Genomic DNA, 21,472 nt, shown 5'->3' on the forward strand with positions numbered 1-21,472 from the left:
GAACCTATCTGGTATTCCCTGATAGCCCCGCCGTCTTTCATGCAAGGGCACGTAGGAAAAGAACTCACCACAGCCTCGCAAGACCCTACGCAAAGCCGCGCGCATTGTGACTTGAGGAGGGAAAGTTCCTTGCCTAAGCTGTAATAACGCTTGCCGCGTCAATCAACCGCCCCCTATAATCCTGCCTAGTCAACCATTGCATTCGCACGAGAATCATGACGGATCCGTCCTTAACGCCCGACCCAATCGTCAGCGAATACCAGCTAGGCGAAAGCGTCGGCTATCTGCTCTCCCGGGTGAAATCGACCATGTCGAACCTGGTCACGCAGCGCAGCATGGCGGAGCTGGGCATTACCAGTCAGCAAGGCAGCATCCTGTTCATGGTGGCAAGCGGCAAGTGCCTGCTGGCCGCCGAACTGGCGCGTGAATACGGCATAGATGCTAGCGCCGTCACGCGTCTGGTCGATCGTCTGGAGAAGCGCGGGTTACTCACGCGAGTGCGCAGCAACGAAGACCGGCGGGTTGTCCGGCTTGCGCTGACACCGGAAGGCCATGCCATCGCGGCGAGAATGCCTGCCATTTTCAACGGTGTGCTGGACAGTCTGCTGGGCGGTTTCACCCCGGAAGAGGTCGGCTTCCTGAAGAGCATGCTGCGTCGCGTACTCGTCAATTCCGGCGAACAACCACCGGGACTAACCCGTGATGCAGCAAGCAATTTTGACAGCAAATCGTAATAAATTGCTTGCAGTGTCCATCATTACATTCCACTCAAAGAGTCGAGCGATGAAATCCCTTTCCCTGTCCGCGCCCGCGCTTTCGAGCCGGGCCGCTGTCGCCGCCGCGGTGACAGCGCTCGCCCTCACGGGGTGCGCGAACTACTTCGGCATGAAGAGCGACAAGCAGATCTCGTCGCCGACTCAGTATGAGTCCGCCCAGAGTCTGCCCGGCCAGGGCGGCGTGTGGCCGTCGCTCGACTGGGCCAACCAGTTCGGCGACCCGCAGTTGCCGAAACTGATCGCGGAAGCGCTGGAGGGCAGCCCTTCGATCGCACAGGCGCAGGCACGCCTCGCCAAGGCTTCGTCGTACATTGAAAGCTCGCGCTCGGCGCTGTACCCGAAGGTCAACGGCAGCTATTCGTGGACTCGCGAACTGTTCTCGGGCAACGCGCTCTACCCGCCTCCGTACGGCGGCACCTGGTATAGCGAGAACAACGTGCTGGCAAGCGCGTCGTGGGATCTGGACCTGTGGGGCAAGAACCGCCAGCGTCTGGGCCAAGCCGTCTCGCAGGAAAAGGCTGCGGAAGCCGATATGCAGCAGGCGCGCGTAACGCTCGCCGCCTCCGTGGCGAGCACCTATAACCAGCTTGCCCAGTTGTACGCATTCCGCGACATCGCGGCGCGCGAAATCGCCAACCGGCAGGATATCGGCCGCATCACCAACGGCCGCGTCAGCGCCGGCCTCGACACCAACGTCGAACGGCAAACCGCGAACGGCAACATCGCGACCAGCCAGGCGAATTTGACCGACCTTGACGGTCAGATCACGGTGGTGCGCTATCAGTTGGGCGCGCTGCTCGGCAAGGGTCCGGACCGCGGTCTGCAGATCGCCAAACCGGTGCTGACCACCGGCGGCACGGTCGCGCTGCCTGACAACCTGCCGGCCGACCTCGTGGCGCGCCGCGCGGACATCGTCGCCGCGCGCTGGCAGGTCGAAGCCGCGATGCATGACGTGAAGGAAGCAAAAGCCGAATTCTTCCCGGACATCAACCTCGCCGCCGGCGTGGGTTTCGACGCGTTCGGCTGGGGCCGCTTCCTGAAGTCGGGCAGCCGCCAGATGCAATTAGGCCCGGCGATTCACCTGCCGATCTTCGACGCCGGCGCGCTGCGCTCGCAGTTGAAGGGCCGCTACGCCGACTTCGACCTGGACGTGGCGAACTACAACCAGACGCTGATCAGTGCCCTGTCGGATGTCGCGACGCAGGTGTCGTCGATCCGTTCGATCGACCAGCAATCGGGCGATGCCCAGCGCGCGCTCGACGCGTCGACCAAGGCCTATCAGCTGGCAGTGATCCGCTACAAGGCAGGTTTGTCTCCGCAGTTGCAGGTGCTGACCGCCGACCAGAACCGCTTGAGCGCCGAACAGACGGTGACGAGCCTGAAGATGCGCCGCCGCGACATGCAGATCGGCCTCATCAAGGCGCTCGGCGGCGGTTTCGACGCAACGCAGACCGGCCTCGTGGTACCGACCGACGCTCCGGCACCAGCCGCCGCGGCACCGGCCGCCGCGGCATCATCCGCCGCCACGACCGCCGCTGCAAACTGAAGCCGCACTGCCGCAACCACACTCGCACGAACATCCGAATAAACGACGACGCTTGAGAGAACCCGGAGCACATCAATGAGCACCACCCAACAGCCCGCGGCTACTACACAGCCGGCTCAATCGGCCCCGCAGCCGACGCAACCGGCCCAACCGCCGGCGAACAACGGCAAACGCAAGCGCATGATGACGCTGCTCGTCATCGTGATCCTGATCGCCGCGGTCGCCTACGGCCTTTACTACTTCCTCGACGCACGCTTCCATGAAGACACCGACGACGCGTACGTGAACGGCAACGTCGTGCAGATCACGCCGCAAGTCACCGGCACGGTGATCGCGGTGAACGCGGACGACACGCAGACCGTGAAGGCCGGCGACCCGCTCGTCGTGCTCGATCCGGCCGACGCGCGCGTCGCGCTCGAACAGGCCGAAGCGAATCTCGCGCAGACGGTGCGCCAGGTGCGCGGCCTGTTCGCCGACGACAACCAGTACCAGGCGCAGGTTGCCCAACGCCAGTCCGATCTGTCGCGCGCCCAGGACGACCTGAAGCGCCGCCTGACGGTCGCGCAAACCGGCGCCGTGTCGCAGGAAGAAATCTCGCACGCCCGCGACGCCGTGAAGAGCGCGCAAGCCTCCGTCGATGCCGCCGAGCAGCAACTGGCGTCGAACCGCGCGCTGACCGCCAACACCACGATCGCGAATCACCCGAACGTGCAGGCCGCCGCCGCGAAGGTCCGCGACGCGTACCTGAACAATGCACGTAACAACCTGCCGGCGCCGGTCACCGGCTACGTCGCGAAGCGCTCGGTGCAGGTCGGCCAGCGCGTTTCGCCGGGCACCCCGCTGATGGCCATCGTGCCGCTGGGCGGCGTGTGGGTCGATGCGAACTTCAAGGAAGTGCAACTGAAGCACATGCGCATCGGTCAGCCGGTCGAGTTGACGGCCGACGTGTACGGTTCGTCCGTGGTGTACCACGGCAAGGTGGTCGGCTTCTCGGCGGGTACCGGTTCGGCGTTCTCGCTGCTGCCGGCACAGAACGCAACCGGCAACTGGATCAAGGTGGTGCAGCGTCTGCCGGTACGGATCGCGCTCGACCCGCAGGAACTTGAAAAGCATCCGCTGCGTATCGGCCTGTCGATGCAAGCCGACGTGAGCATCAAGGACGACCAGGGGGGCCAGCTCGGCCAGGCGCCGAACACGGTCTATCAGACCAATGTGTTCGACAAGTACGGCGACCAGGCGGACGCTGAAATCGCCCGCATCATTTCGGAAAACGCAGGTCCGAACGGCGGTTCGCAAAAATCGCTTCAAAGCAGCAGCGCCTCCAGGCCCGCTGCGAAGATGATGTAAGCGGCGCGACGATTCCTAGAAGGTTTTTTTAATGGCTCAGGCTCAGGCGCAAGTCCCTCATCCGCCGCTCGAGGGCGCGCAACTGGTGATCGGCACCATCGCGGTGTCGCTCGCCGTGTTCATGAACGTGCTCGACACGTCGATTGCAAACGTGTCGATCCCCTCCATTTCGGGCGACCTCGGTGTGTCGTCCGACCAGGGTACATGGGTGATCACGTCGTTCGCGGTGGCGAACGCGATCTCCGTGCCGCTGACCGGCTGGCTCACCGACCGTATCGGCCAGGTGCGCCTGTTCATGGCGTCGATCATTCTGTTCGTGATCTCGTCATGGATGTGCGGCCTCGCGCCCACCCTGCCGTTCCTGCTGGCTTCGCGCGTGCTGCAAGGCGCCGTGGCCGGCCCGATGATTCCGCTGTCGCAAACGCTGCTGCTCGCCAGCTATCCACGCGCCAAGGCGCCGATGGCGCTGTCGATGTGGGCAATGACCACGCTGATCGCGCCGGTGGCCGGGCCGATTCTCGGCGGTTGGATCTCGGACAACATCTCGTGGCCGTGGATTTTCTACGTCAACATCCCTGTCGGTGCGATTGCCGCCATCGCGACGTGGACGATTTTCCGCAACCGCGATTCGGTCATCAAAAAGGCGCCGATCGACGGCGTCGGTCTCGGCCTGCTGATCCTCTGGGTCGGCTCGTTGCAGATCATGCTCGATAAGGGCAAGGACCTCGACTGGTTCTCGTCGACCACGATCGTCGTGCTGGCGCTGGTCGCGGTGATCGCGCTCGCGTTCTTCATTGTGTGGGAATTGACGGCCGAGCATCCGGTGGTCGATCTGTCACTCTTCAGCCGGCGCAATTTCACGAGCGGCACGGTTGCGTTGTCGATTGGCTACGGGCTCTACTTCGGCAACCTCGTGTTGCTGCCGTTGTGGCTGCAAACCAATATCGGCTACACCGCCACTGAAGCGGGTCTCGTGATGGCGCCGGTCGGCCTGTTCGCGGTGCTGCTGTCGCCGATCACCGGCAAGGTGTTGCCGCGTACCGATCCGCGCTATATCGCGACCTTGTCGTTTCTGGTGTTCGCGCTGTGCTTCTGGATGCGCTCCCGTTATACGACCGGCGTCGATACGTATTCGCTTCTGTTGCCGACTCTGATTCAGGGGATCGGCATGGCCGGGTTCTTCATCCCGCTGGTGTCGATCACGCTGTCGGGCTTGCCGGGCAACCGGATTCCGGCGGCATCGGGCTTGTCGAATTTCGTGCGGATCATGTGCGGCGGTATCGGCACGTCGATTTTCCAGACCGCGTGGGATCACCGCACCATCATGCATCACGCGCAACTGGCCGAGCAGGCTAGCGTGTACAACCCGGTGTTCGATCAGTCGATCCGGCAGATGGGTGCGGCGGGCTTCAGTCAGCCGCAGGCGTACGGTCTGTTCAATACGATGGCAACGCAGCAGGCCGCGCAGTTGGGCGTGAACGATCTGTTCTTCGTGTCGGCGGGGATTTTCGTCGCGCTGATCGCGCTGATCTGGATGGCCAGGCCGGAACGTGCCGGTGGTGATGCGGGTGCGGCAGCGGCTGCTGCGCATTGAGGGTTTAGCCCGTTTCTGTAGCAACCGATGATGTGAAAAAAGGCGGGACCGCTACCAAGCGGTCCCGCCTTTTTATTTGCCAGGTTCTTCTCTTCGCAGGCCAATTGGCGAGCTAACGGGCTAGCGGGCTAGCTCTCCGTGGTGACGACCAGCCGCTCGGGCGCCAATACGCCCTCGCCTTGCTTCGCGACGCCTAACAGGCGCCCTTCTTCTGCATAGACGCGTACACGTGGCGCGTTCACAGCCTCGCCGGTAATGGTCAACTCGGAGAGCTTCAGACGCTGACCGTGCAGGAAACGGCGGGTTGCGTCCTCATTCAGGGTGACGAGCGGGAACGTGGACAACAATGCATCGACGGGCTGCAGCCACGCATCACGCTCGCTCTCCGTCGCGTCGGACAATGCGTCGAGCGTCACCGAATTCTCCAGCGTCAGTGCGCCGACGCCGGTACGCCGCAGTGCAACCAGATGCGCACCACAACCGAGCGCCTCACCGATATCCTCGGCAAGCGTGCGAACATACGTGCCCTTACTGCACGTCACGCGAAACGTCACATCGGGCAAAGTACACGCCAGCATGTCGAGCGCGTGAATCGTCACCTGACGCCCTTCCCGCTCGACCGTCTGACCGGCGCGCGCGTATTCGTACAGCGGCTTACCGTCGCGCTTGAGCGCCGAATACATCGGCGGGACCTGAACGATATCGCCGAGAAATTTTTGCATCGCCACCTGAACCGCCGCCTGATCGCAGGTCACGTCGCGCGTGTCGATCGGCTCGCCTTCGGCGTCACCCGTGGTCGTGCGGATACCGAGGCGCATGGTCGCCTCATAAGTCTTGTCGGCTTCGAGCAGATCTTGCGAAAACTTGGTGGCTTCGCCGAAACACAGCGGCAAAAGACCCGTGGCAAGTGGATCGAGCGTGCCGGTGTGGCCCGCCTTTTTGGCCAGATAAAGACGCTTCGCGCGAATCAGCGCGTCGTTGCTCGACAGGCCGAGCGGCTTGTCGAGCAGCAGCACGCCGTCGAGCGCGCGACGCGGCACGCGGGGGCGTTGAGGTGCGGTCATGTCAGAAAGACAGGGTCTTCGAAGTGTACGGAAACAGCGCTAAACAAGCAGCGGCTGAGGTATTGCAACTGAAGCACTGCAACGGCTCAGTCTTCTTTCGCGCGATTGGCGTTCGCCTCGTCGATCAGACGGGACATTTCAACGGCCCGTTCGATCGTCTGATCGTAATGGAAATGCAGCGTCGGCACGGTATGAATGTGCAGGCGCTTGAACAGCTGATTGTGCAGATGGCCGGCCGCGTGCTGGAGCGCTTCGAGCGTTTGTTGAGGGTCGCCGGTCAGCGTCGTGAAGTAGACCTTCGCGTGCGCGTAGTCGGGCGTCAGCTCAACGCTTTGAATCGTGACGAGGCCGATGCGCGGATCCTTGACCTCGCGCAGCAACTCGGACAGGTCGCGCTGGATCTGATCGGCGATCTGCACGTTGCGATTGGGAGAAGAACGTTTTTTAGGCATGGTGTTTGTGATCCGTTCAGACGGATGCAAAAAAGTTGTTCGTGCGCGCCGTGGCGGTTGTTGCCAGGCTTGTTACCCGGGGATGGCGATGAAGCGGCGTGATAGCGGCTGCAAACCACCCTCGTAGCGCGTTACGCGACAAAATGCGCGGGCCCAAAAACAACGGGCGGAGCGGGCGCTTAAGCCCGCTCCGCCCGTTGAGCCAATGCCGCGTGAATTACAGCGTACGCGCGACTTCGGTAACCTCGAAGACTTCGAACTGATCGCCTTCGACGATATCGTTGAAGTTCTTGATCGACATACCGCACTCGAAGCCCTGACGGACTTCCTTGACGTCGTCCTTGAAGCGCTTGAGCGAATCGAGCTCGCCCGTGAAGATGACGACGTTGTTGCGCAGCACGCGCACCGACGAGGAGCGCTTGACGAAACCGTCCGTGACCATACAGCCGGCCACCGCGCCGATCTTCGGTACCTTGAAGACCTGGCGCACTTCGACCGTACCCGTCACGATTTCGCGCTTCTCCGGTGCCAGCATGCCCGACATCGCAGCCTTCACTTCATCTACTGCGTCATAGATGATGTTGTAGTAGCGAATATCGACGCCGTTGGCTTCCGCCAGCTTGCGCGCCTGTGCGTCCGCACGGGTGTTGAAGCCGATGATGACCGCCTTCGAAGCCGTAGCCAGGTTGACGTCCGACTCGCTGATACCACCCACGGCACCGTGCACGATCTGCACGCGGACTTCGTCGGTCGACAGCTTGAGCAGCGACTGCACCAGCGCTTCCTGCGAACCTTGCACGTCGGCCTTGACGATGAGCGGCATGTACGCCACTTCGCCTTCGCCCATCTGTTCCAGCATGTTCTCGAGCTTCGCGGCCTGTTGCTTGGCCAGCTTGACGTCGCGGAACTTACCTTGACGGAACAACGCGACTTCACGCGCCTTGCGGTCGTCCGGCATGACGATCATTTCTTCGCCAGCTTGCGGGACTTCCGACAGACCTTGAATCTCAACCGGGATCGACGGGCCTGCCGACTTGGTCGGCTTGCCGGTTTCATCGAGCATGGCTCGCACGCGACCGTAAGCGCTACCTGCCAGCACCACGTCACCACGGTTCAGCGTACCCGACTGGACCAGGATCGTTGCAACCGGACCCTTACCCTTATCGAGCTTCGCTTCAATGACGAGACCCTTGGCCGGCGCTTCGACCGGTGCCTTCAGTTCCAGCACTTCGGCTTGCAGCAGCACGTTTTCCAGCAGTTCGTCGATACCCGCGCCGGTTTTCGCCGACACCGACACGAACGGCGAATCGCCACCGTACTCTTCCGGCACGACGCCTTCCGCGACGAGTTCCTGCTTCACGCGGTCCGGATTCGCATCCGGCTTGTCGATCTTGTTGATCGCGACGACGAGCGGCACGCCGCCAGCCTTCGCGTGGGCAATCGCTTCCTTCGTTTGCGGCATCACGCCGTCGTCGGCGGCGACCACCAGAATCACGATGTCGGTTGCCTTCGCACCGCGAGCACGCATGGCCGTGAATGCTTCGTGGCCCGGCGTATCGAGGAACGTGATAACGCCGCGCGGCGTTTCAACGTGATAGGCGCCGATGTGCTGCGTAATCCCACCCGCTTCACCCGCTGCCACCTTGGCGCGGCGGATGTAGTCGAGCAGCGAGGTCTTGCCGTGGTCGACGTGACCCATGACCGTGACGACCGGCGGACGCGGCAGTGCTTCCGCATCCGTGATTTCGCCTTCGACCAGCATGGCTTCCGGATCGTCCAGCTTGGCCGCAACCGCGTGGTGACCCAGTTCCTCGACGATGATCATCGCCGTTTCCTGGTCCAGCATCTGGTTGATCGTGACCATCTGGCCGAGCTTCATCATCGACTTGATGACTTCCGATGCCTTCACCGCCATCTTGTGCGCCAGATCGGCGACCGTGATGGTTTCCGGCACGTGCACTTCGCGCACGATCGGTTCGGTCGGCGCCTGGAACGTGGTGTTCTGATCCTGATGCTTGCCGCGACCCTTCGGACCACCGCGCCAGCCACGATCGACACCGCCGCTCGTATCGCCACGCGTCTTGATACCGCGGCGCTTCGCCGCGTCGTCCTGCCAGCCGCCCTTGCCACCGCCCGGCTTCTTCTTGTCGCCAGCCGACGGCGTGGTCGTTGCAGCCGGAGCCGCTGCAGTAGCCGGCTTCTTGGCTGCCGGACGCGCCGGTGCCTCACCCGCCGGACGTGCCGGCTTGTGCAGCGTGCCCTTGGCTTCCGCGGCCTTGGCCGGCTCAGCGGGCTTCGGTGCCGGTTCCGGCGCCTTGACCTGCGCCTTGCGCGGTGTGTTCATCATTTCGCGAATTGCACGCGCTTCGGCTTCTGCCGCTGCCCGGCGCTTGCTGACTTCTTCCTGCTCGGCGCGCGTTTTCTCGGCGGCCTGACGCGCTGCGTCTTCCGCTTTCTTCGCCGCTTCGCGTTGCGCCGCACGTTCTGCCGCAGCGCGCTCGTCGTCCTGCTCGCTTTCCTTGGCAACCGCCGGTTCCGCAGCCTTGGGCGCGACCGGTTCAGCCTTCGCGGCAGCTGCCGGCTGGGCAGCCTGCGTCGACTTCGTCGTCTGAGCCTGCTCACGAGCCGCCGCTTCGGCCGCAGCCGCAGCTGCAGCGCGCTTCTTCGCCGCTTCTTCTTCCGCACGACGGCGCTCGGCTTCAGCAGCCTGCTCGCGGGCCTGACGTTCAGCTTCTTCGCGCTCGAGTTGCTCCTGACGCGCCTTCAGCTCCTGAGCCTGCTTTTCGAGCAGCTCGGCTTCGTGACGAGCTTCCTCTTCACGGCGCTGGAGTTCGAGATCGTCGACGTCGGCCTCGGCCACATGATTCGATGCATCGCCGCCTTCAGCGGCGGATTCGTCCCGGCGGACGAAAGTGCGCTTCTTACGCACCTCGACCTGAATGGTGCGAGCTTTGCCCGTCGCGTCGGATTGCTTGATCTCCGACGTATGCCGCTTCGTCAGCGTGATCTTGCGCTTGTCCGCATCAGTCGAGCCGTGAGACTTGCGCAAGTGGTCGAGCAGACGCGCCTTGTCCGTTTCGGACAAGCTGTCGTCTTCGCTCGCTTTCGTGACGCCTGCTGCCTGCAGCTGCTCAAGGAGCACGCCTGCTGGCATTTTCAGTTCCGCGGCAAATTGGGCTACGTTGTTACTCGCCATTCATTCCTCTTAATGCAAGGACCGATTCCTTGCGGTTAGCATCTTGTCATGCGGCCTGACGGCCGCTTCAATTTAGTGCGCCATGGTCATTTCTCACTGGAACCAATGTTCACGTGCTTTCATGATCAACGCCTTAGCGGCATCCTCTTCCATTCCGGTCATCTCGACCAGTTCATCCACAGCCAGCTCGGCGAGTTCGTCGCGCGTCTGGATCTGATGTTCGGCAAGCTTGGCGAGCAGGTCGGCATCCATGCCGTCCAGGCTCTTCAGGTCGAGTGCAACATTCTCGACCTTTTCTTCATTCGCGATCGCCAACGTCAACAACGCATCGCGCGAGCGATTACGCAGTTCGTGAACGGTGTCTTCGTCGAATGCTTCGATTTCGAGCATCTCGTTGAGCGGCACATAAGCGATCTCTTCGAGGCTCGTAAAGCCTTCGTCGATCAGGATGTCGGCGACTTCTTCGTCGACATCGAGACGCGCCATGAACAGGTCACGCAGTACACCGCGCTCCTGATTCTGCTTCTGCGCAGATTCGTCCGGCGTCATGATGTTGATCTGCCAGCCGGTGAGTTCGCTGGCAAGACGCACGTTCTGGCCGCTGCGGCCGATCGCGACCGCCAGTTCGTTTTCGTCGACGACGACGTCCATCGAATGCTTCTCTTCATCGACGACGATCGACTGGACGGCTGCCGGCGCGAGCGCGCCGATCACAAACTGTGCGGGATCTTCCGACCATAGCACGATGTCGACGTTTTCGCCACCGAGCTCGTTACGCACGGCCTGCACCCGCGAACCGCGGATACCGACACAGGTGCCGATCGGATCGATGCGCTTGTCGTAAGCGACCACGCCGATCTTGGCGCGCACGCCCGGATCGCGGGCCGCCGCCTTGATTTCCAGCAGGCCCTGTTCGATTTCCGGCACTTCCATCTCGAACAGCTTCATCAGGAATTCGGGCGCCGTACGCGACAACTCGATCTGCGGACCGCGAGCGGTGCGATCGACCTTGGCGATGTAGGCGCGCACGCGGTCGCCCACGCGCAGATTTTCCTTCGGAATCAGCTGATCGCGGCGCAGCAGCGCTTCGACACGGCCGGTTTCGACGATGAAGTTGCCCTTGTCCAGGCGCTTCACCGAGCCGGTCATGATGTGCTCGCCGCGCTCGAGGAAGTCGTTCAGGATCTGCTCGCGTTCAGCGTCGCGCACCTTCTGCAGGATCACCTGCTTGGCAGCCTGCGCGCCGATACGGCCGAACTCGATCGACGGCACCGGTTCTTCGATGTATTCGTCGAGCTGGATTTCCGGCTTCTGTTCGCGTGCTTCGAACAGCAGGATTTCCTGATCCGGCTCTTGCAGACCGGCTTCGTCCGGCACTACTTTCCAGCGGCGAAACGTTTCGTGCTCGCCGCTTTCACGGTCGATCTGGACGCGGATATCCGCGTCTTCTTCGAAGAGTTTCTTGGAGGCCGAAGCGAGGGCCGCCTCGAGCGCGGCAAATACCACGTCTTTATCGACGTTCTTCTCGCGTGCCAGCGCATCCACCAGCATCAACACTTCGCGACTCATTGTTTGCGGCTCCTAAAGTCAACTTTCGGAACGAGGCGTGCCTTATCGATATCCGCGACGGTGAAATCGAGCATCGCGGCGCCTTCCTTCCCTTCAAATTCCAGACCGATCGTCTCGCCTTGCGGAGCATGCAGGATGCCCCGGTACGATTTCCGTCCGTCCAATGGCTTTTTCAATGTGATTACCACTTCGCTGCCTGCGAAGCGTTCGAAATCCGCCAGTTTTTTCAGCGGGCGGTCGAGACCCGGCGACGACACTTCAAGCCGCTCGTAATCGATATTTTCGACCGTCAGAACGTGCTGGAGCTGACGTGTGACTTTCTCGCAGTCTTCGATCGCGATGCCGGCCGGCTGGTCAATATAAATACACAAACTGCCGCGCCCGGTGCGCTCGAGATCGACGAGCTCGTAGCCGAGTCCCACGACCGTGGTTTCAATCAGTTCCGTCAGTTGCACAGTGCCCTCTTAGATGTTCGCGCAGCGAGCCTGCCGCTTGTTTTGCAAACAACCAATGCGGGCCGCGCGCCTAGCTGGCGCACGTTCGTGCTACCCGAGATGCCAAACCACTTAGAACTGAGCGGCAAAAAAAAATGGGCTAAACGCCCATCATCTTATTACCGGTGGTCGCACCTGAGCCGCACATGAAAAGCCGCACGCCCAGCGACTTCGTGATTGTAGCCATTTTTCGGGACAAACGCAAACCGCAGAACGCCGTGCGAAGCGCATTTCCGCTTGATTTCATGGCAATCTTTCAACGATATGACGGCGCCCCGGGCCTTTTGCAAGATGGCCTGTGCCGTCTCGCGCCGCGCCGGACAAGCAGGGCCGGGAAACTCTGCCCCTACTTATGCGCACGCCGCGGTTTCATGCATTACATGAAGCCCGCGGCGCTCATCGATCGATTCCGACGGTGGCGAAGCGTAAATCGTTGAGGAACGATCAACGGCCAACCGTCGTATTTACGTCATTTACGGCTTAACGGCCACGCGAGCGGCCGCGCGGCGCGCCGCCACCACGATTGGCGCCGCCCGGGTTGGCGTTACCGCCACCGGCGCGGTTGGCATTGCCGCCACGATTCCCGCCCGGCCCACGGCTGCCGCCGCCCGGACTGCCACCGGGACCAGCGGGGCCGCCAGGACGCTTACCGCCTGCCGCGCGATTGCCATTGCCCGACGGCGCACGATTGCCGTCGACGTCACGCCCGCCACGCGGGCCAGACGCAGCACCGCCGCCCCCCATCGGCCCGCTAAAGCCACCGGCGCCGCGGCCAGCGCCGCGATTACCATAGCCGCCAGCACCGCCGCCCGCGCCACCGCCGAAGCCGCCACCCGCCGCACCGCGACGGCCTTGACCGCGCGGCTGCTGTTGATCGAAACGGCCGTGCGACATCAGCACCGGTTCGCGGCTGATAAAGCCCATCGACGTCTGCATCGGATCCGGCTGCTTGCGCTCCGGCGCCTCTCTGCGACCGCCCTTTTCTTCCGACGGCGCCTTCAGGCCGACCGACGCCATCAGCGCGCGCACCTGATTGTCTTCGAGTTCTTCCCAGCGGCCGCGCTTGAGCCCCTTCGGCAGCGAGATCGGGCCATGACGCGTGCGGATCAGGCGGCTGACCATCAGGCCGGCTGCCTCGAACATGCGGCGCACTTCGCGATTACGCCCTTCGGCGAGCGCGACGTGATACCAATGATTGGTGCCTTCGCCGCCGCCATCGCGGATGCGCAGGAAATTCGCCGGGCCGTCTTCCAGCTCGACGCCATGCAGCAGCTTCTGACGCATGCCCTCGGCCAGTTCGCCGACCACGCGCACCGCATATTCACGCTCGACGCTGTAACGCGGATGCATGAAACGGTTGGCCAGATCGCCCGAAGTGGTCAGCATCAGCAGACCTTCGGTATTGAAGTCGAGGCGGCCGACCGCAAGCCACTTGGCGGTCTTCATGGGAGGCAGCTTGTCGAACACCGACGGGCGGCCTTCCGGATCGGCATGGCTGACGATTTCGCCAGTCGGTTTGTGATACAGCAGCACGCGCGGCGGCTTGTTGGCCAGCTTGCGCTTGACCGGCTTGCCGTTGATGCGGACCTGATCGGTCGGCATGATGCGCTGGCCGATGTGAGCCGGCTCACCGTTCACCGACACGCGGCCGGCGACGATCAGTTCTTCCATGTCGCGGCGCGAGCCCATGCCGGCTTCGGCCAGCACCTTGTGCAGCTTCGGCGCGTCGTCGTCCGCGGCGAGGACCCGTTTGGGTGCAGCCGGTTTGCCACGGCGCAGCATCGGGGCACGCACGCCGCCGGTCGCGCTATTGTCCGCGTCGAATGCGGGCGACGTGACGTACGAGAACAGGTCGTCCGGACTTGCTTCGGCTGCTACTGCCGCCGGTGCTTCACCGCCCCGGCGATTCTGACGCTGGCCGCCTTCGCGCGGCTGGCGCTCACGCTGCCCTTCACGCGGTCCGCCCTCGCGAGGCGCGCCGTCACGTTGAGCGCCCTCGCGCTTCGCGCCGCCCGCATTGCGGCGCGGCCCCTGGCCCTTGGCGCCTTCCTTGCGCGGCGTACGCACTTGCGCAACCACCTCGCCGTCCGGCGGCGTTTCAGTGACGACCGGCGCGCCTTGCGCGGGCGCACCTTCGGCGCCCTTCGTCTTCGCTCCGGCGCGGCGCCGTGCGATCAGGCTGCGCGGCCCGCGACGCAGGCCGCGGCGCGGACGGTCTTCGCCGTCTGCTTCCGTGGTCTGCGCCGGGCGCTCGCCCTCGCCTGCCGACGCTTGCGTGGTACGCGCTTCATCGGCGCGTGCCGACGGCACGGCGCGCTCGGATTCGGACGAATCGGTGTCGTGGGTATGTGTCAAAACAACCTCAAAATGTCAGGTCGCGCACGCCCGTTGCGGGCGTGGCAAAAAAAGTTCGGTTACGTCAGGCGCTGCGCGACTCGGGTTCGTCGTCGGTCAGAATGCCTGCGTCCTGCGCGGCATCGCGACGATCCTCTGGATCGCCGTGCGCCGCTGTGGTCGGGTTCGGCTCGGCGGCGTGCTCCGTATCGCGGAGTACGCCCGAGTCGTGCGCGGGTATTGCCTGATCGGCCTGGGAGACCGGATCGTGATTCAGTGCGGGCTCAGCAGCGCCGGCCTGCGATTCAACCTTTGCCGCTTCGGCGTGTTCTTGCCTAGCCGGGCCTGCGGCGGCGTCCTGATGCAACTCGGGCGCCGGTGCGGCATCTGCCGCGCCATGCGTCGATTCGGCAAGTTCAGCCGGCTCGTTTGTCTCAGTCGACTCCGCATGCTGCGCCTGAGCGACTGGCGCTTGATGCTCTACAGCGTGTTCGGCAGCGATTTCCGTTCCTGCTGCCTCGCCAGTTTCTTCGCCATGATCGCGATCGGCAGTTTCGCCAAGGGCTTCACCCTCGGCAGTGGCTGCTTCGCCGGCAGCAGATTCCGACGGTTCTTCCAGCGGACTCTCCTCACCCGAAACCAGGGCTTGCGCAGCCTCGACCTCGGAAAATTCGATCGCATGCTGACCGAGCAGATCCGCGTTCAGCTGCGCAGACGGATCAGCCAGCGGCGGCAATTCGTCGAGCGCCTTCAACCCGAGGTCGTCGAGAAATTGCCGCGTGGTCGCGTACAACGCCGGACGGCCTGGCACGTCACGATGGCCGATCACTTCGATCCAGCCGCGATCCTCAAGCTGTTTGACGACCTGCGTATTCACCGTGACGCCGCGAATCTCTTCGATATCGCCACGCGTAACCGGTTGCCTGTACGCAATGATCGCGAGCGTCTCGAGCACCGCGCGCGAGTATTTCGGCGGTTTCTCAGGATGCAGACGATCCAGGTACGAACGCATCGCGGGCTTACTTTGAAATCGCCAGCCCGACGCCAGCCCGACCAGCTCCACACCGCGCCCAGACCAATCCTGCTTGAGGTCTTCGAGCAAATTCCGAACAGTGTCTGCCGACACGCCGTCGGCAAAGAGCTTGCGCAAATCGACGAGCTTTAACGGCTCCTGCGCGCAGATCAAGGCAGTCTCGAGGACGATCTTCGCCTCTTGGGTATTCATGCAGCTAGGTCAGACCCTGTGGTCAAAGAACCGGATCAAACAGACGATGTGGAACTGAAGACGCGCTCGCCCGATTCTGATCGGTCATATTGATGGGAGCACGCACCGGGGGGAGGCGAAACAGGCAATCGAGCCAAACCCAGCCGGACGGAGCAGCGATATTCCTGAAAGGAATCGCGTGACTGAGCGCCATATTACGCAAAAACAACCGGTGCGTAAAGACGAAATCCCCGGCGCATTTTTTAGCGATGCCTCAAGTCGTCCGCTTAAAAGGAAAAGCTGGCCGAATCGGACAGGAATCGGAGCGCGGCAGGCCCGGGATTGGGCTGTGATGTGCCGCGATTGGCCCTTAAGCCGGACCGCCTGCCCGTGCCGCCACACTTCAATGCATGCCGTGCTGCGCCAGGAATCGCCTCAGACGCTCGACGCCCAGGTCCAGCCGGGCGGGATCGCAGGCATAGCACCAGCGTACGAAGCCCTCGCCTTCCCGGCCGAATGCGCTGCCGGGCGCCACGCCCAGGCCTACTTCCCGCACCATGGCCTTGCACAGCTCGAGGCTGCGCGCCGCGCCCGGCATCGAGAAAAACAGATACATCGCCCCCGGCGGCGCCTGCACGTCGACGCCCGGCACGGTGGACAGCGCGTGCACCAGATGATCACGCGATGCCTTCAGGTCGCGCACCAGGTCCTGCGTGAAGCGCTCACCCTGCTGGACCGCCGCGATCCCCGCCTGCTGAACGAAATCCGGCGCACACGACGTGTTGTACTCGACCAGCTTGCCCAGATCGCCCATCAGCGCGGCCGGCGCGACCAGCCAGCCGAGCCGCCAGCCGGTCATCAGCCATGCCTTGGAAAACGAGTTCACGCAGATCACGCGCTCGTCGCGCCCCGCCAGATCGAGAAACGACGGCGCCGTGCGCGAATGGGCGCCGTGCGCGCCGGTGCCGGCATCCGCATCGGCGTCCGGATAATAAAGACGCTCGTAGACTTCGTCGGCGACGATCCAGATACCGTGACGACGGCAATGCGCCAGCACGGCGCGCTGCTCGTCGCGGCTCATCACCCAGCCGGTCGGATTGTTCGGCGAATTGATCAGGAGCATCTTCGTGCCCGGCGTCAACGCTGCCAGCAATTGCTCGAGATCGAGTTGCCAGCCGCGCTCACCGTAACCCAGCGCGACGGTTTCCACATGCGCGCCGAGAATCTTGGGAATCTCGACCAGATTGGGCCACAGCGGCGTAACCGCCACGACGCGGTCGCCCGCCCCAACTACCAGCTGCGCGGCCAGCATCAACGCGTTGACACCGGCGCTCGTCACTGCGATATGGTCGGGCGAGGTCGTTCCGTGCAGCTCGCTGACGTAGCCCGCGAGTGCCGCGCGCAGCGGCGCGATGCCCAGGTTATGCGTATAGAACGTGGCGCCGGCGGCCAATGCGGCGCTGGCGGCGTCGCGGATAAAGGCCGGGGTCACCCGGTCGGACTCGCCGAACCAGAACGGCAGTACGTCGGCGACGCCGAAACCGGCATTCGCGACTTCACGGATCTGCGAAGGACGCAGTGCGCGCACCGCATCGCGCGCGTTAGGGACGGAGGGCACAGGCAGATCCGATTCGCTCATCGAGGCTTCCAGACAGTGATGGACAGGCAATAAGTAATGGGGCAAGGCTTGACGCCGGGGGAGGCGACAGTTTAGCGCGGCGCCTGGTTTTGGGACGGCGAAGTCACCGGGCGGCAAAGCGCGCCGGCGTCGTCAGTTCTTGTCAGTTCAAATCCTCCGCTCGCGCCGGCAATTGACGAATCAGGCTCCACACCGCCTCCGCCGCCGGCGACAACGAGCGGTCGCGCCGCCGCACCAGTTCGACCGTGCGCTCGGCGCGCGGCACGAGTGGCCGCGCCACCAACGCGGCGCCCGCCGGCAAAGGCAGCGCCAGCCAGGGCAACACGCTTACGCCCACGCCCGCCTCGACCAGTCCAAAAACGGTCGCGGAATGCCCCAGCTCCTGCACCACAGTGGCGCTCACGCCGTATTCCTGCATCACAGCGTCGATGATCGGCCGGCTGCCTGACGCGTAGTCGAGCATGACGAGCTGCTGGCCGTCCAGGTCGGTCCATGCCACCCGCTCCCGCGCCGCCAGGGGGTGATCGTCGCGCGCAACCACGCAAAACGAATCCGTCATCAGGGATTCGCTGAGCAGGTCGTCGGCGGAAAACGGACCGATGATCACGCCGAAATCGACTTCTCCCGACTTCACCTTGCGCACCACGTCGCTTTGCACGTCGTCACGCAGACCCAATGTGATGTACGGAAACTGACGTCCGCACGCCGCCACCACGCGCGGCATCAAGCGGCAGGCGACCGTCGGGCTCGCGGCCACCACCACACGCCCGCGACGCTGTTCGCCGATTTCGCGGATCTCGCGCAAGGCGTCGTCCAGATCCGTCAGCAGGCGTGACACGCTCGATACCAGGTTGCCGCCGACGTCCGTTAACTGCACCTCGCGCGTGGTGCGGTCGATCAGCTTCAGGCCAATTTCGCCTTCCAGCTCACGTACGCAGCGGCTGACCGCCGATTGCGTCAGACCGATCTCATCGCCGGCCCGACTGAAGCTCTGCAAACGGGCGACCTCAATGAAAACCCTTAGCTGACGCAGCGTCACATTCATTTACCGACCTCATCAATAACCCCATTTAATGAGCATTGTATGGCGAAATGCCGCACCACAGTCGTGTTCAGTGACATCGCTGCAATGCAGCAATAAGGCGCAAACGCACGCTGGCCGGGCTTGATTGCACAAGATTGGTGATTGTCCCGATTTGCGAGATGGGTTTTTTGGATTCTTATACGCCCCTAGCTAGCGCCCGCGCTGGCCCGCTGTCACAGGGCTTTCTGGTAGTTGGACTCGGCTTGGCACACTTCCTGCATTTACATGCACACAGGGTCGGCGCCATGACTTCTGACTGAAATGAAACCGTGGCAAGCCCGCCCCCCCTTGGCACTCGCCTATCGAGTGCATGGAGAGTGCGCGGCGCGGGGCAGCGCACCGGAGTTAGCTTCGCTGAGGTGAAACATGATGCTGTTCGACGATTTGAGAGACAACGAGTGGGCGCTGGTCGAGGCGTTGTTCTGTGCGGAGCCAGCACGGAGCGAACGGCGCGGTCGGCCACGCGTGGAAGCACGCGCGGTTGTCAACGCCGTGCTTTGGGTGCTATCGACGGGCGAAGGCTGGTCCAAGCTGCCGGGCCGCTATCCGTCGCCGCCGACTTGCCGCCGTCGCTTCGACGAATGGCAAGCCGATGGTACGCTCGCCGAAATAGTTAAGCGACTCGGCACCAGCGGCCGTGAAATTTCGCTGCGTGGGCGCATTGGCGCGACCGCCGCGAAACCGCCGGCACCGCCGAGCCGCGACCGCCTGCGTGGCGCGTTCTGGACCAATCCGGAATCGTGGCGCGCGCCGGTCAAGATGGCCTGACGCGAATTGTTTTGCCTCCGGGCGCCTGCGGGCGCCCGGCGTGTATCTGGGCCGCCGTGCGTTCGCCGTACGCCGTATGTCGACGTCCGTCGACACCCGCCTGGCCTGCAATGGGCACCGCTTCCCGGCGCGCCCAACACAGTCGTCGCTTCCTGTTCCACGGACTTCACCGACTTCATCGCCGCGCCGCTTCAGACACCTGACGCGGCTCGACGGTTGCGGATGAAACATCCATTTACCATTACTTACAGCGTGCTTTCGTGACTCGGCATACCTTATGTGTATGCAAACAGGCCTTGAGTCGATCGGCTTGACGGGAGCTCAGCATGAAACCAATGTCACTGCTTCTGTGCGGCATTGTCGTTTCATCAATGGCCGCACCGGCGCTCGCACAGCAGCGCCCACAAGGCTGGAACTGGCGGCCGGATCACACGGCCACGGTTCAGGCCTGGCAGCAAAACGATGCGCGCGGACGCGACTTCACACCGCCTGCGCCGCGTGGAGATTTGCGCGGCGATATCGCGAGCAATGCGCGCATGCGGCCGGAGCCGCCGCGCGAAGATGCCGCGCGGCGCCGCTAGCGGCATCACGCAATCCAACGCACTGCATGTGCATGGCGAATTGAACGATTGGGGAACCACCCGGCGTGGCGCCAGTCTGATTTAACGCCATTAGCACAGCGTGGCAGTAGTAATTCCGGTACGCCCGTATCCTTGCGATACGGGCTTTTTTTTGCTTTTTTGCCTTAGCGAACGATCGATGCGCGATCAGCGGACAGACAATGCGCGCTGCGCCCAAGGCCATACGCAGGACCATAAGGCGGGCTATAAGCCGGACCACAACTCGGAGCGATAAAATCACCGCCAGCCGCGCAAAGCGGCCGGGGAAACAGCGCCAGTTTGCCGCCCCGGCCTAAGGCCGGGCTTCGAGAGCAGCTGCGGGCCGCGCTTCGGCTGTGGCGACGACGTAATCGTTCATGCGCTGCGCGCTCCAGCTCAACAGGCGCTCGTCGTGCTCGAGTCTCGCGAACTCGGCCCGGCCCCGCTCAGTGAGCACGGCGATATCGACCGGCGCATGAAAACCTGGGGCCGGAGCGACCGTGCGCTGCCGAACAGTGTCCATCAGGCCTAACGCGCGAAGATATTGGAAGACGCCCGGCCGTCTGGCCCATGGAACCTGGCGATATTGCGCCCGCCGCAGCGCTTCAAGTACCGCTTCGTTGGAATACGTGGTCATCTCACTTCTTTCTTAAAGTGCAGCTATGACACATCTATGCCAACACGTCACCGCGCCACCAGTGACGCGCATAGCACCCGCCCTTGGCTGGAAGCCGGCCGCATGCCTTGCTCCGCCAGGTGCTGCCTGGTCTGGTTTTCGGAACCCCCGTCTGAACGGCATGTTAGCGTTCTCTCTGCGGACCGACGATGCAACCGCTGCGGCGCGATAGCAAGCCCGTAGAATTGTCCCGAAAGACATACGTTACCCCATTTAAATTGATTCTATTCACTTTATTAGCGCTTTTTTTTGCAGCAATCGTGCTATGGAAACGCGCCCGCGCGCCTCTCACCATTGTCACGATCGCCCTATTCTGGCTGCTTGCCACCGGCTGGCTCACCGCGCCATTGCTGGAATTGGCGCAGCCGCACCGGCAAACCGACACGCCCGCCAGCTTCGCGCCGCGCACCGCGATCATCATGCTCGGCGGAGGCACTGCCTACGACGAAAACGACGTGCTCGTGCCACCGCCAGACGTGATCGCGCGCATCGCAGCGAGCGCCGAAAGCTATGCGGCTTGCAAGCGTACGGCAGCCACGTGTCAGGTGATCGTGAGCGGCGGCAATCCGCAGCGGCGCGCCGCCAGCGAAGCGGACACCTACCTGCCGTATCTGCTGCGCAAACAGGTGCCGCGCGCGGACATCGTGCTGGAAAACCGCAGCCGCACCACTTATGAGAACGCGCGCAACGTCTCGGCTATTCTCGAACGATCACGTTACGATTCCCTGATACTCGTCACCTCGGCGTATCAGATGCCGCGCGCATTGCTCAACTTCCATCGTTTCGGCATTACGCCTCAACCGTTGATCTCGAGCGCGAGACATGCACGTCTCGGTGTACTGCCGCACTATGACAACCTGGTGAATGCCGAGCTCGCACTGCACGAACTGGTTGGAATCGCGCAATTTCATGTCTATCGTGCAATCGGATGGTTCTGAATCTCACGTGTTGCAGAAAGACAATTTATTTAGAGATGCGAATATTCCCTGTATCGACAAGACATTATCGAATTGGACACGCCATCGGCATCGATAATGACCGCGGCGCGAACGTAACAAGATGTAACTAATTGTCATTACCGTTACAAAACGTCCGCTGGAGCGGATTTTGCTCGCTAGAATGCATTGTCT

The 21,472-nt window shown here is 63.0% G+C and carries 16 protein-coding genes and 1 pseudogene; 7 read left to right on the top strand and 10 right to left on the bottom strand.

From position 1 onward, the window contains the following. Positions 1-215 precede the first annotated feature (215 nt). From GH665_RS12865 to GH665_RS12880, 4 genes are all read left to right on the top strand, one after another. On the top strand, positions 216-734 hold the full coding sequence (locus GH665_RS12865) for a MarR family winged helix-turn-helix transcriptional regulator (protein WP_153136183.1): 519 nt from the start codon (positions 216-218) through the stop codon (positions 732-734). Positions 735-783: 49 nt separating this feature from the next. Then, the gene (locus GH665_RS12870; protein WP_153136184.1) at positions 784-2,322 is read left to right on the top strand and encodes an efflux transporter outer membrane subunit; all 1,539 of its coding nucleotides are present in this window, start codon (positions 784-786) and stop codon (positions 2,320-2,322) included. A gap of 75 nt (positions 2,323-2,397) precedes the next feature. Beyond that, positions 2,398-3,669 (top strand): EmrA/EmrK family multidrug efflux transporter periplasmic adaptor subunit, encoded by a 1,272-nt coding sequence (locus GH665_RS12875; protein WP_153136185.1) that lies wholly within the window; start codon positions 2,398-2,400, stop codon positions 3,667-3,669. 31 nt (positions 3,670-3,700) lie between these two features. Continuing rightward, positions 3,701-5,263: a DHA2 family efflux MFS transporter permease subunit gene (locus GH665_RS12880; protein WP_153136186.1), complete on the top strand. Its 1,563-nt coding sequence runs from the start codon at positions 3,701-3,703 to the stop codon at positions 5,261-5,263. 128 nt (positions 5,264-5,391) lie between these two features. On the opposite strand, the gene truB is transcribed toward GH665_RS12880, so the two are convergent. From truB to GH665_RS12925, 9 genes are all read right to left on the bottom strand, one after another. Next, positions 5,392-6,327, bottom strand: coding sequence for a tRNA pseudouridine(55) synthase TruB (gene truB, locus GH665_RS12885; RefSeq protein ID WP_153136187.1), 936 nt, complete (start codon positions 6,325-6,327; stop codon positions 5,392-5,394). Between the two features lie 86 nt (positions 6,328-6,413). Beyond that, the gene (rbfA, locus tag GH665_RS12890; protein WP_028199735.1) at positions 6,414-6,779 is read right to left on the bottom strand and encodes a 30S ribosome-binding factor RbfA; all 366 of its coding nucleotides are present in this window, start codon (positions 6,777-6,779) and stop codon (positions 6,414-6,416) included. A 217-nt stretch (positions 6,780-6,996) separates the two neighbouring features. Further along, complete coding sequence (gene infB, locus GH665_RS12895; protein ID WP_153136188.1) at positions 6,997-9,975, bottom strand: translation initiation factor IF-2; 2,979 nt, start codon at positions 9,973-9,975, stop codon at positions 6,997-6,999. Between the two features lie 93 nt (positions 9,976-10,068). Then, a complete protein-coding gene (gene nusA / locus GH665_RS12900) occupies positions 10,069-11,544 on the bottom strand; it encodes a transcription termination factor NusA (protein ID WP_115782614.1) in 1,476 nt (491 codons plus the stop codon). After that, positions 11,541-11,999 (bottom strand): ribosome maturation factor RimP, encoded by a 459-nt coding sequence (rimP, locus tag GH665_RS12905; protein WP_074286020.1) that lies wholly within the window; start codon positions 11,997-11,999, stop codon positions 11,541-11,543. The genes nusA and rimP overlap by 4 nt, the downstream gene beginning before the upstream one ends. A gap of 519 nt (positions 12,000-12,518) precedes the next feature. Next, on the bottom strand, positions 12,519-14,393 hold the full coding sequence (rluB, locus tag GH665_RS12910) for a 23S rRNA pseudouridine(2605) synthase RluB (protein ID WP_153136189.1): 1,875 nt from the start codon (positions 14,391-14,393) through the stop codon (positions 12,519-12,521). A gap of 64 nt (positions 14,394-14,457) precedes the next feature. Beyond that, positions 14,458-15,597 carry an SMC-Scp complex subunit ScpB gene (scpB, locus tag GH665_RS12915; RefSeq protein ID WP_153136190.1) on the bottom strand — a complete coding sequence of 380 codons (1,140 nt, stop codon included), beginning with the start codon at positions 15,595-15,597 and terminating at the stop codon, positions 14,458-14,460. A gap of 382 nt (positions 15,598-15,979) precedes the next feature. Further along, a complete protein-coding gene (locus tag GH665_RS12920; RefSeq protein WP_153136191.1) occupies positions 15,980-17,215 on the bottom strand; it encodes a pyridoxal phosphate-dependent aminotransferase in 1,236 nt (411 codons plus the stop codon). A 142-nt stretch (positions 17,216-17,357) separates the two neighbouring features. Beyond that, the gene (locus GH665_RS12925) at positions 17,358-18,260 is read right to left on the bottom strand and encodes a LysR family transcriptional regulator (protein ID WP_153136192.1); all 903 of its coding nucleotides are present in this window, start codon (positions 18,258-18,260) and stop codon (positions 17,358-17,360) included. 408 nt (positions 18,261-18,668) lie between these two features. Between GH665_RS12925 and GH665_RS12930 the strand changes: the two are divergent. Next, positions 18,669-19,064 (top strand): annotated as a pseudogene (locus GH665_RS12930) (transposase); the annotation flags it as partial. Between the two features lie 329 nt (positions 19,065-19,393). Continuing rightward, the gene (locus GH665_RS12935) at positions 19,394-19,648 is read left to right on the top strand and encodes a hypothetical protein (protein ID WP_153136193.1); all 255 of its coding nucleotides are present in this window, start codon (positions 19,394-19,396) and stop codon (positions 19,646-19,648) included. A 331-nt stretch (positions 19,649-19,979) separates the two neighbouring features. Here GH665_RS12935 and GH665_RS12940 read toward each other — a convergent pair whose 3' ends face one another. Beyond that, complete coding sequence (locus GH665_RS12940; protein WP_028199745.1) at positions 19,980-20,303, bottom strand: hypothetical protein; 324 nt, start codon at positions 20,301-20,303, stop codon at positions 19,980-19,982. A 257-nt stretch (positions 20,304-20,560) separates the two neighbouring features. On the opposite strand from GH665_RS12940, the gene GH665_RS12945 reads away from it, so the two are divergent. Next, the gene (locus GH665_RS12945) at positions 20,561-21,280 is read left to right on the top strand and encodes a YdcF family protein (RefSeq protein ID WP_246216202.1); all 720 of its coding nucleotides are present in this window, start codon (positions 20,561-20,563) and stop codon (positions 21,278-21,280) included. The last annotated feature ends 192 nt before the right edge of the window (positions 21,281-21,472 follow it).

The organism is Paraburkholderia agricolaris, from assembly GCF_009455635.1.
GTDB lineage: Bacteria > Pseudomonadota > Gammaproteobacteria > Burkholderiales > Burkholderiaceae > Paraburkholderia > Paraburkholderia agricolaris.

Bases quoted from the DNA above. Each gene is read 5' to 3' on its own strand.
- GH665_RS12925 (WP_153136192.1), bottom strand. From the start codon at position 18,260: ATGAATGTGACGCTGCGTCAGCTAAGGGTTTTCATTGAGGTCGCCCGT.
- GH665_RS12875 (WP_153136185.1), top strand. From the start codon at position 2,398: ATGAGCACCACCCAACAGCCCGCGGCTACTACACAGCCGGCTCAATCG.
- GH665_RS12920 (WP_153136191.1), bottom strand. From the start codon at position 17,215: ATGAGCGAATCGGATCTGCCTGTGCCCTCCGTCCCTAACGCGCGCGAT.
- GH665_RS12880 (WP_153136186.1), top strand. From the start codon at position 3,701: ATGGCTCAGGCTCAGGCGCAAGTCCCTCATCCGCCGCTCGAGGGCGCG.
- scpB (WP_153136190.1), bottom strand. From the start codon at position 15,597: ATGAATACCCAAGAGGCGAAGATCGTCCTCGAGACTGCCTTGATCTGC.
- rbfA (WP_028199735.1), bottom strand. From the start codon at position 6,779: ATGCCTAAAAAACGTTCTTCTCCCAATCGCAACGTGCAGATCGCCGAT.
- nusA (WP_115782614.1), bottom strand. From the start codon at position 11,544: ATGAGTCGCGAAGTGTTGATGCTGGTGGATGCGCTGGCACGCGAGAAG.
- GH665_RS12940 (WP_028199745.1), bottom strand. From the start codon at position 20,303: ATGACCACGTATTCCAACGAAGCGGTACTTGAAGCGCTGCGGCGGGCG.
- truB (WP_153136187.1), bottom strand. From the start codon at position 6,327: ATGACCGCACCTCAACGCCCCCGCGTGCCGCGTCGCGCGCTCGACGGC.
- infB (WP_153136188.1), bottom strand. From the start codon at position 9,975: ATGGCGAGTAACAACGTAGCCCAATTTGCCGCGGAACTGAAAATGCCA.
- GH665_RS12865 (WP_153136183.1), top strand. From the start codon at position 216: ATGACGGATCCGTCCTTAACGCCCGACCCAATCGTCAGCGAATACCAG.
- GH665_RS12870 (WP_153136184.1), top strand. From the start codon at position 784: ATGAAATCCCTTTCCCTGTCCGCGCCCGCGCTTTCGAGCCGGGCCGCT.
- GH665_RS12935 (WP_153136193.1), top strand. From the start codon at position 19,394: ATGAAACCAATGTCACTGCTTCTGTGCGGCATTGTCGTTTCATCAATG.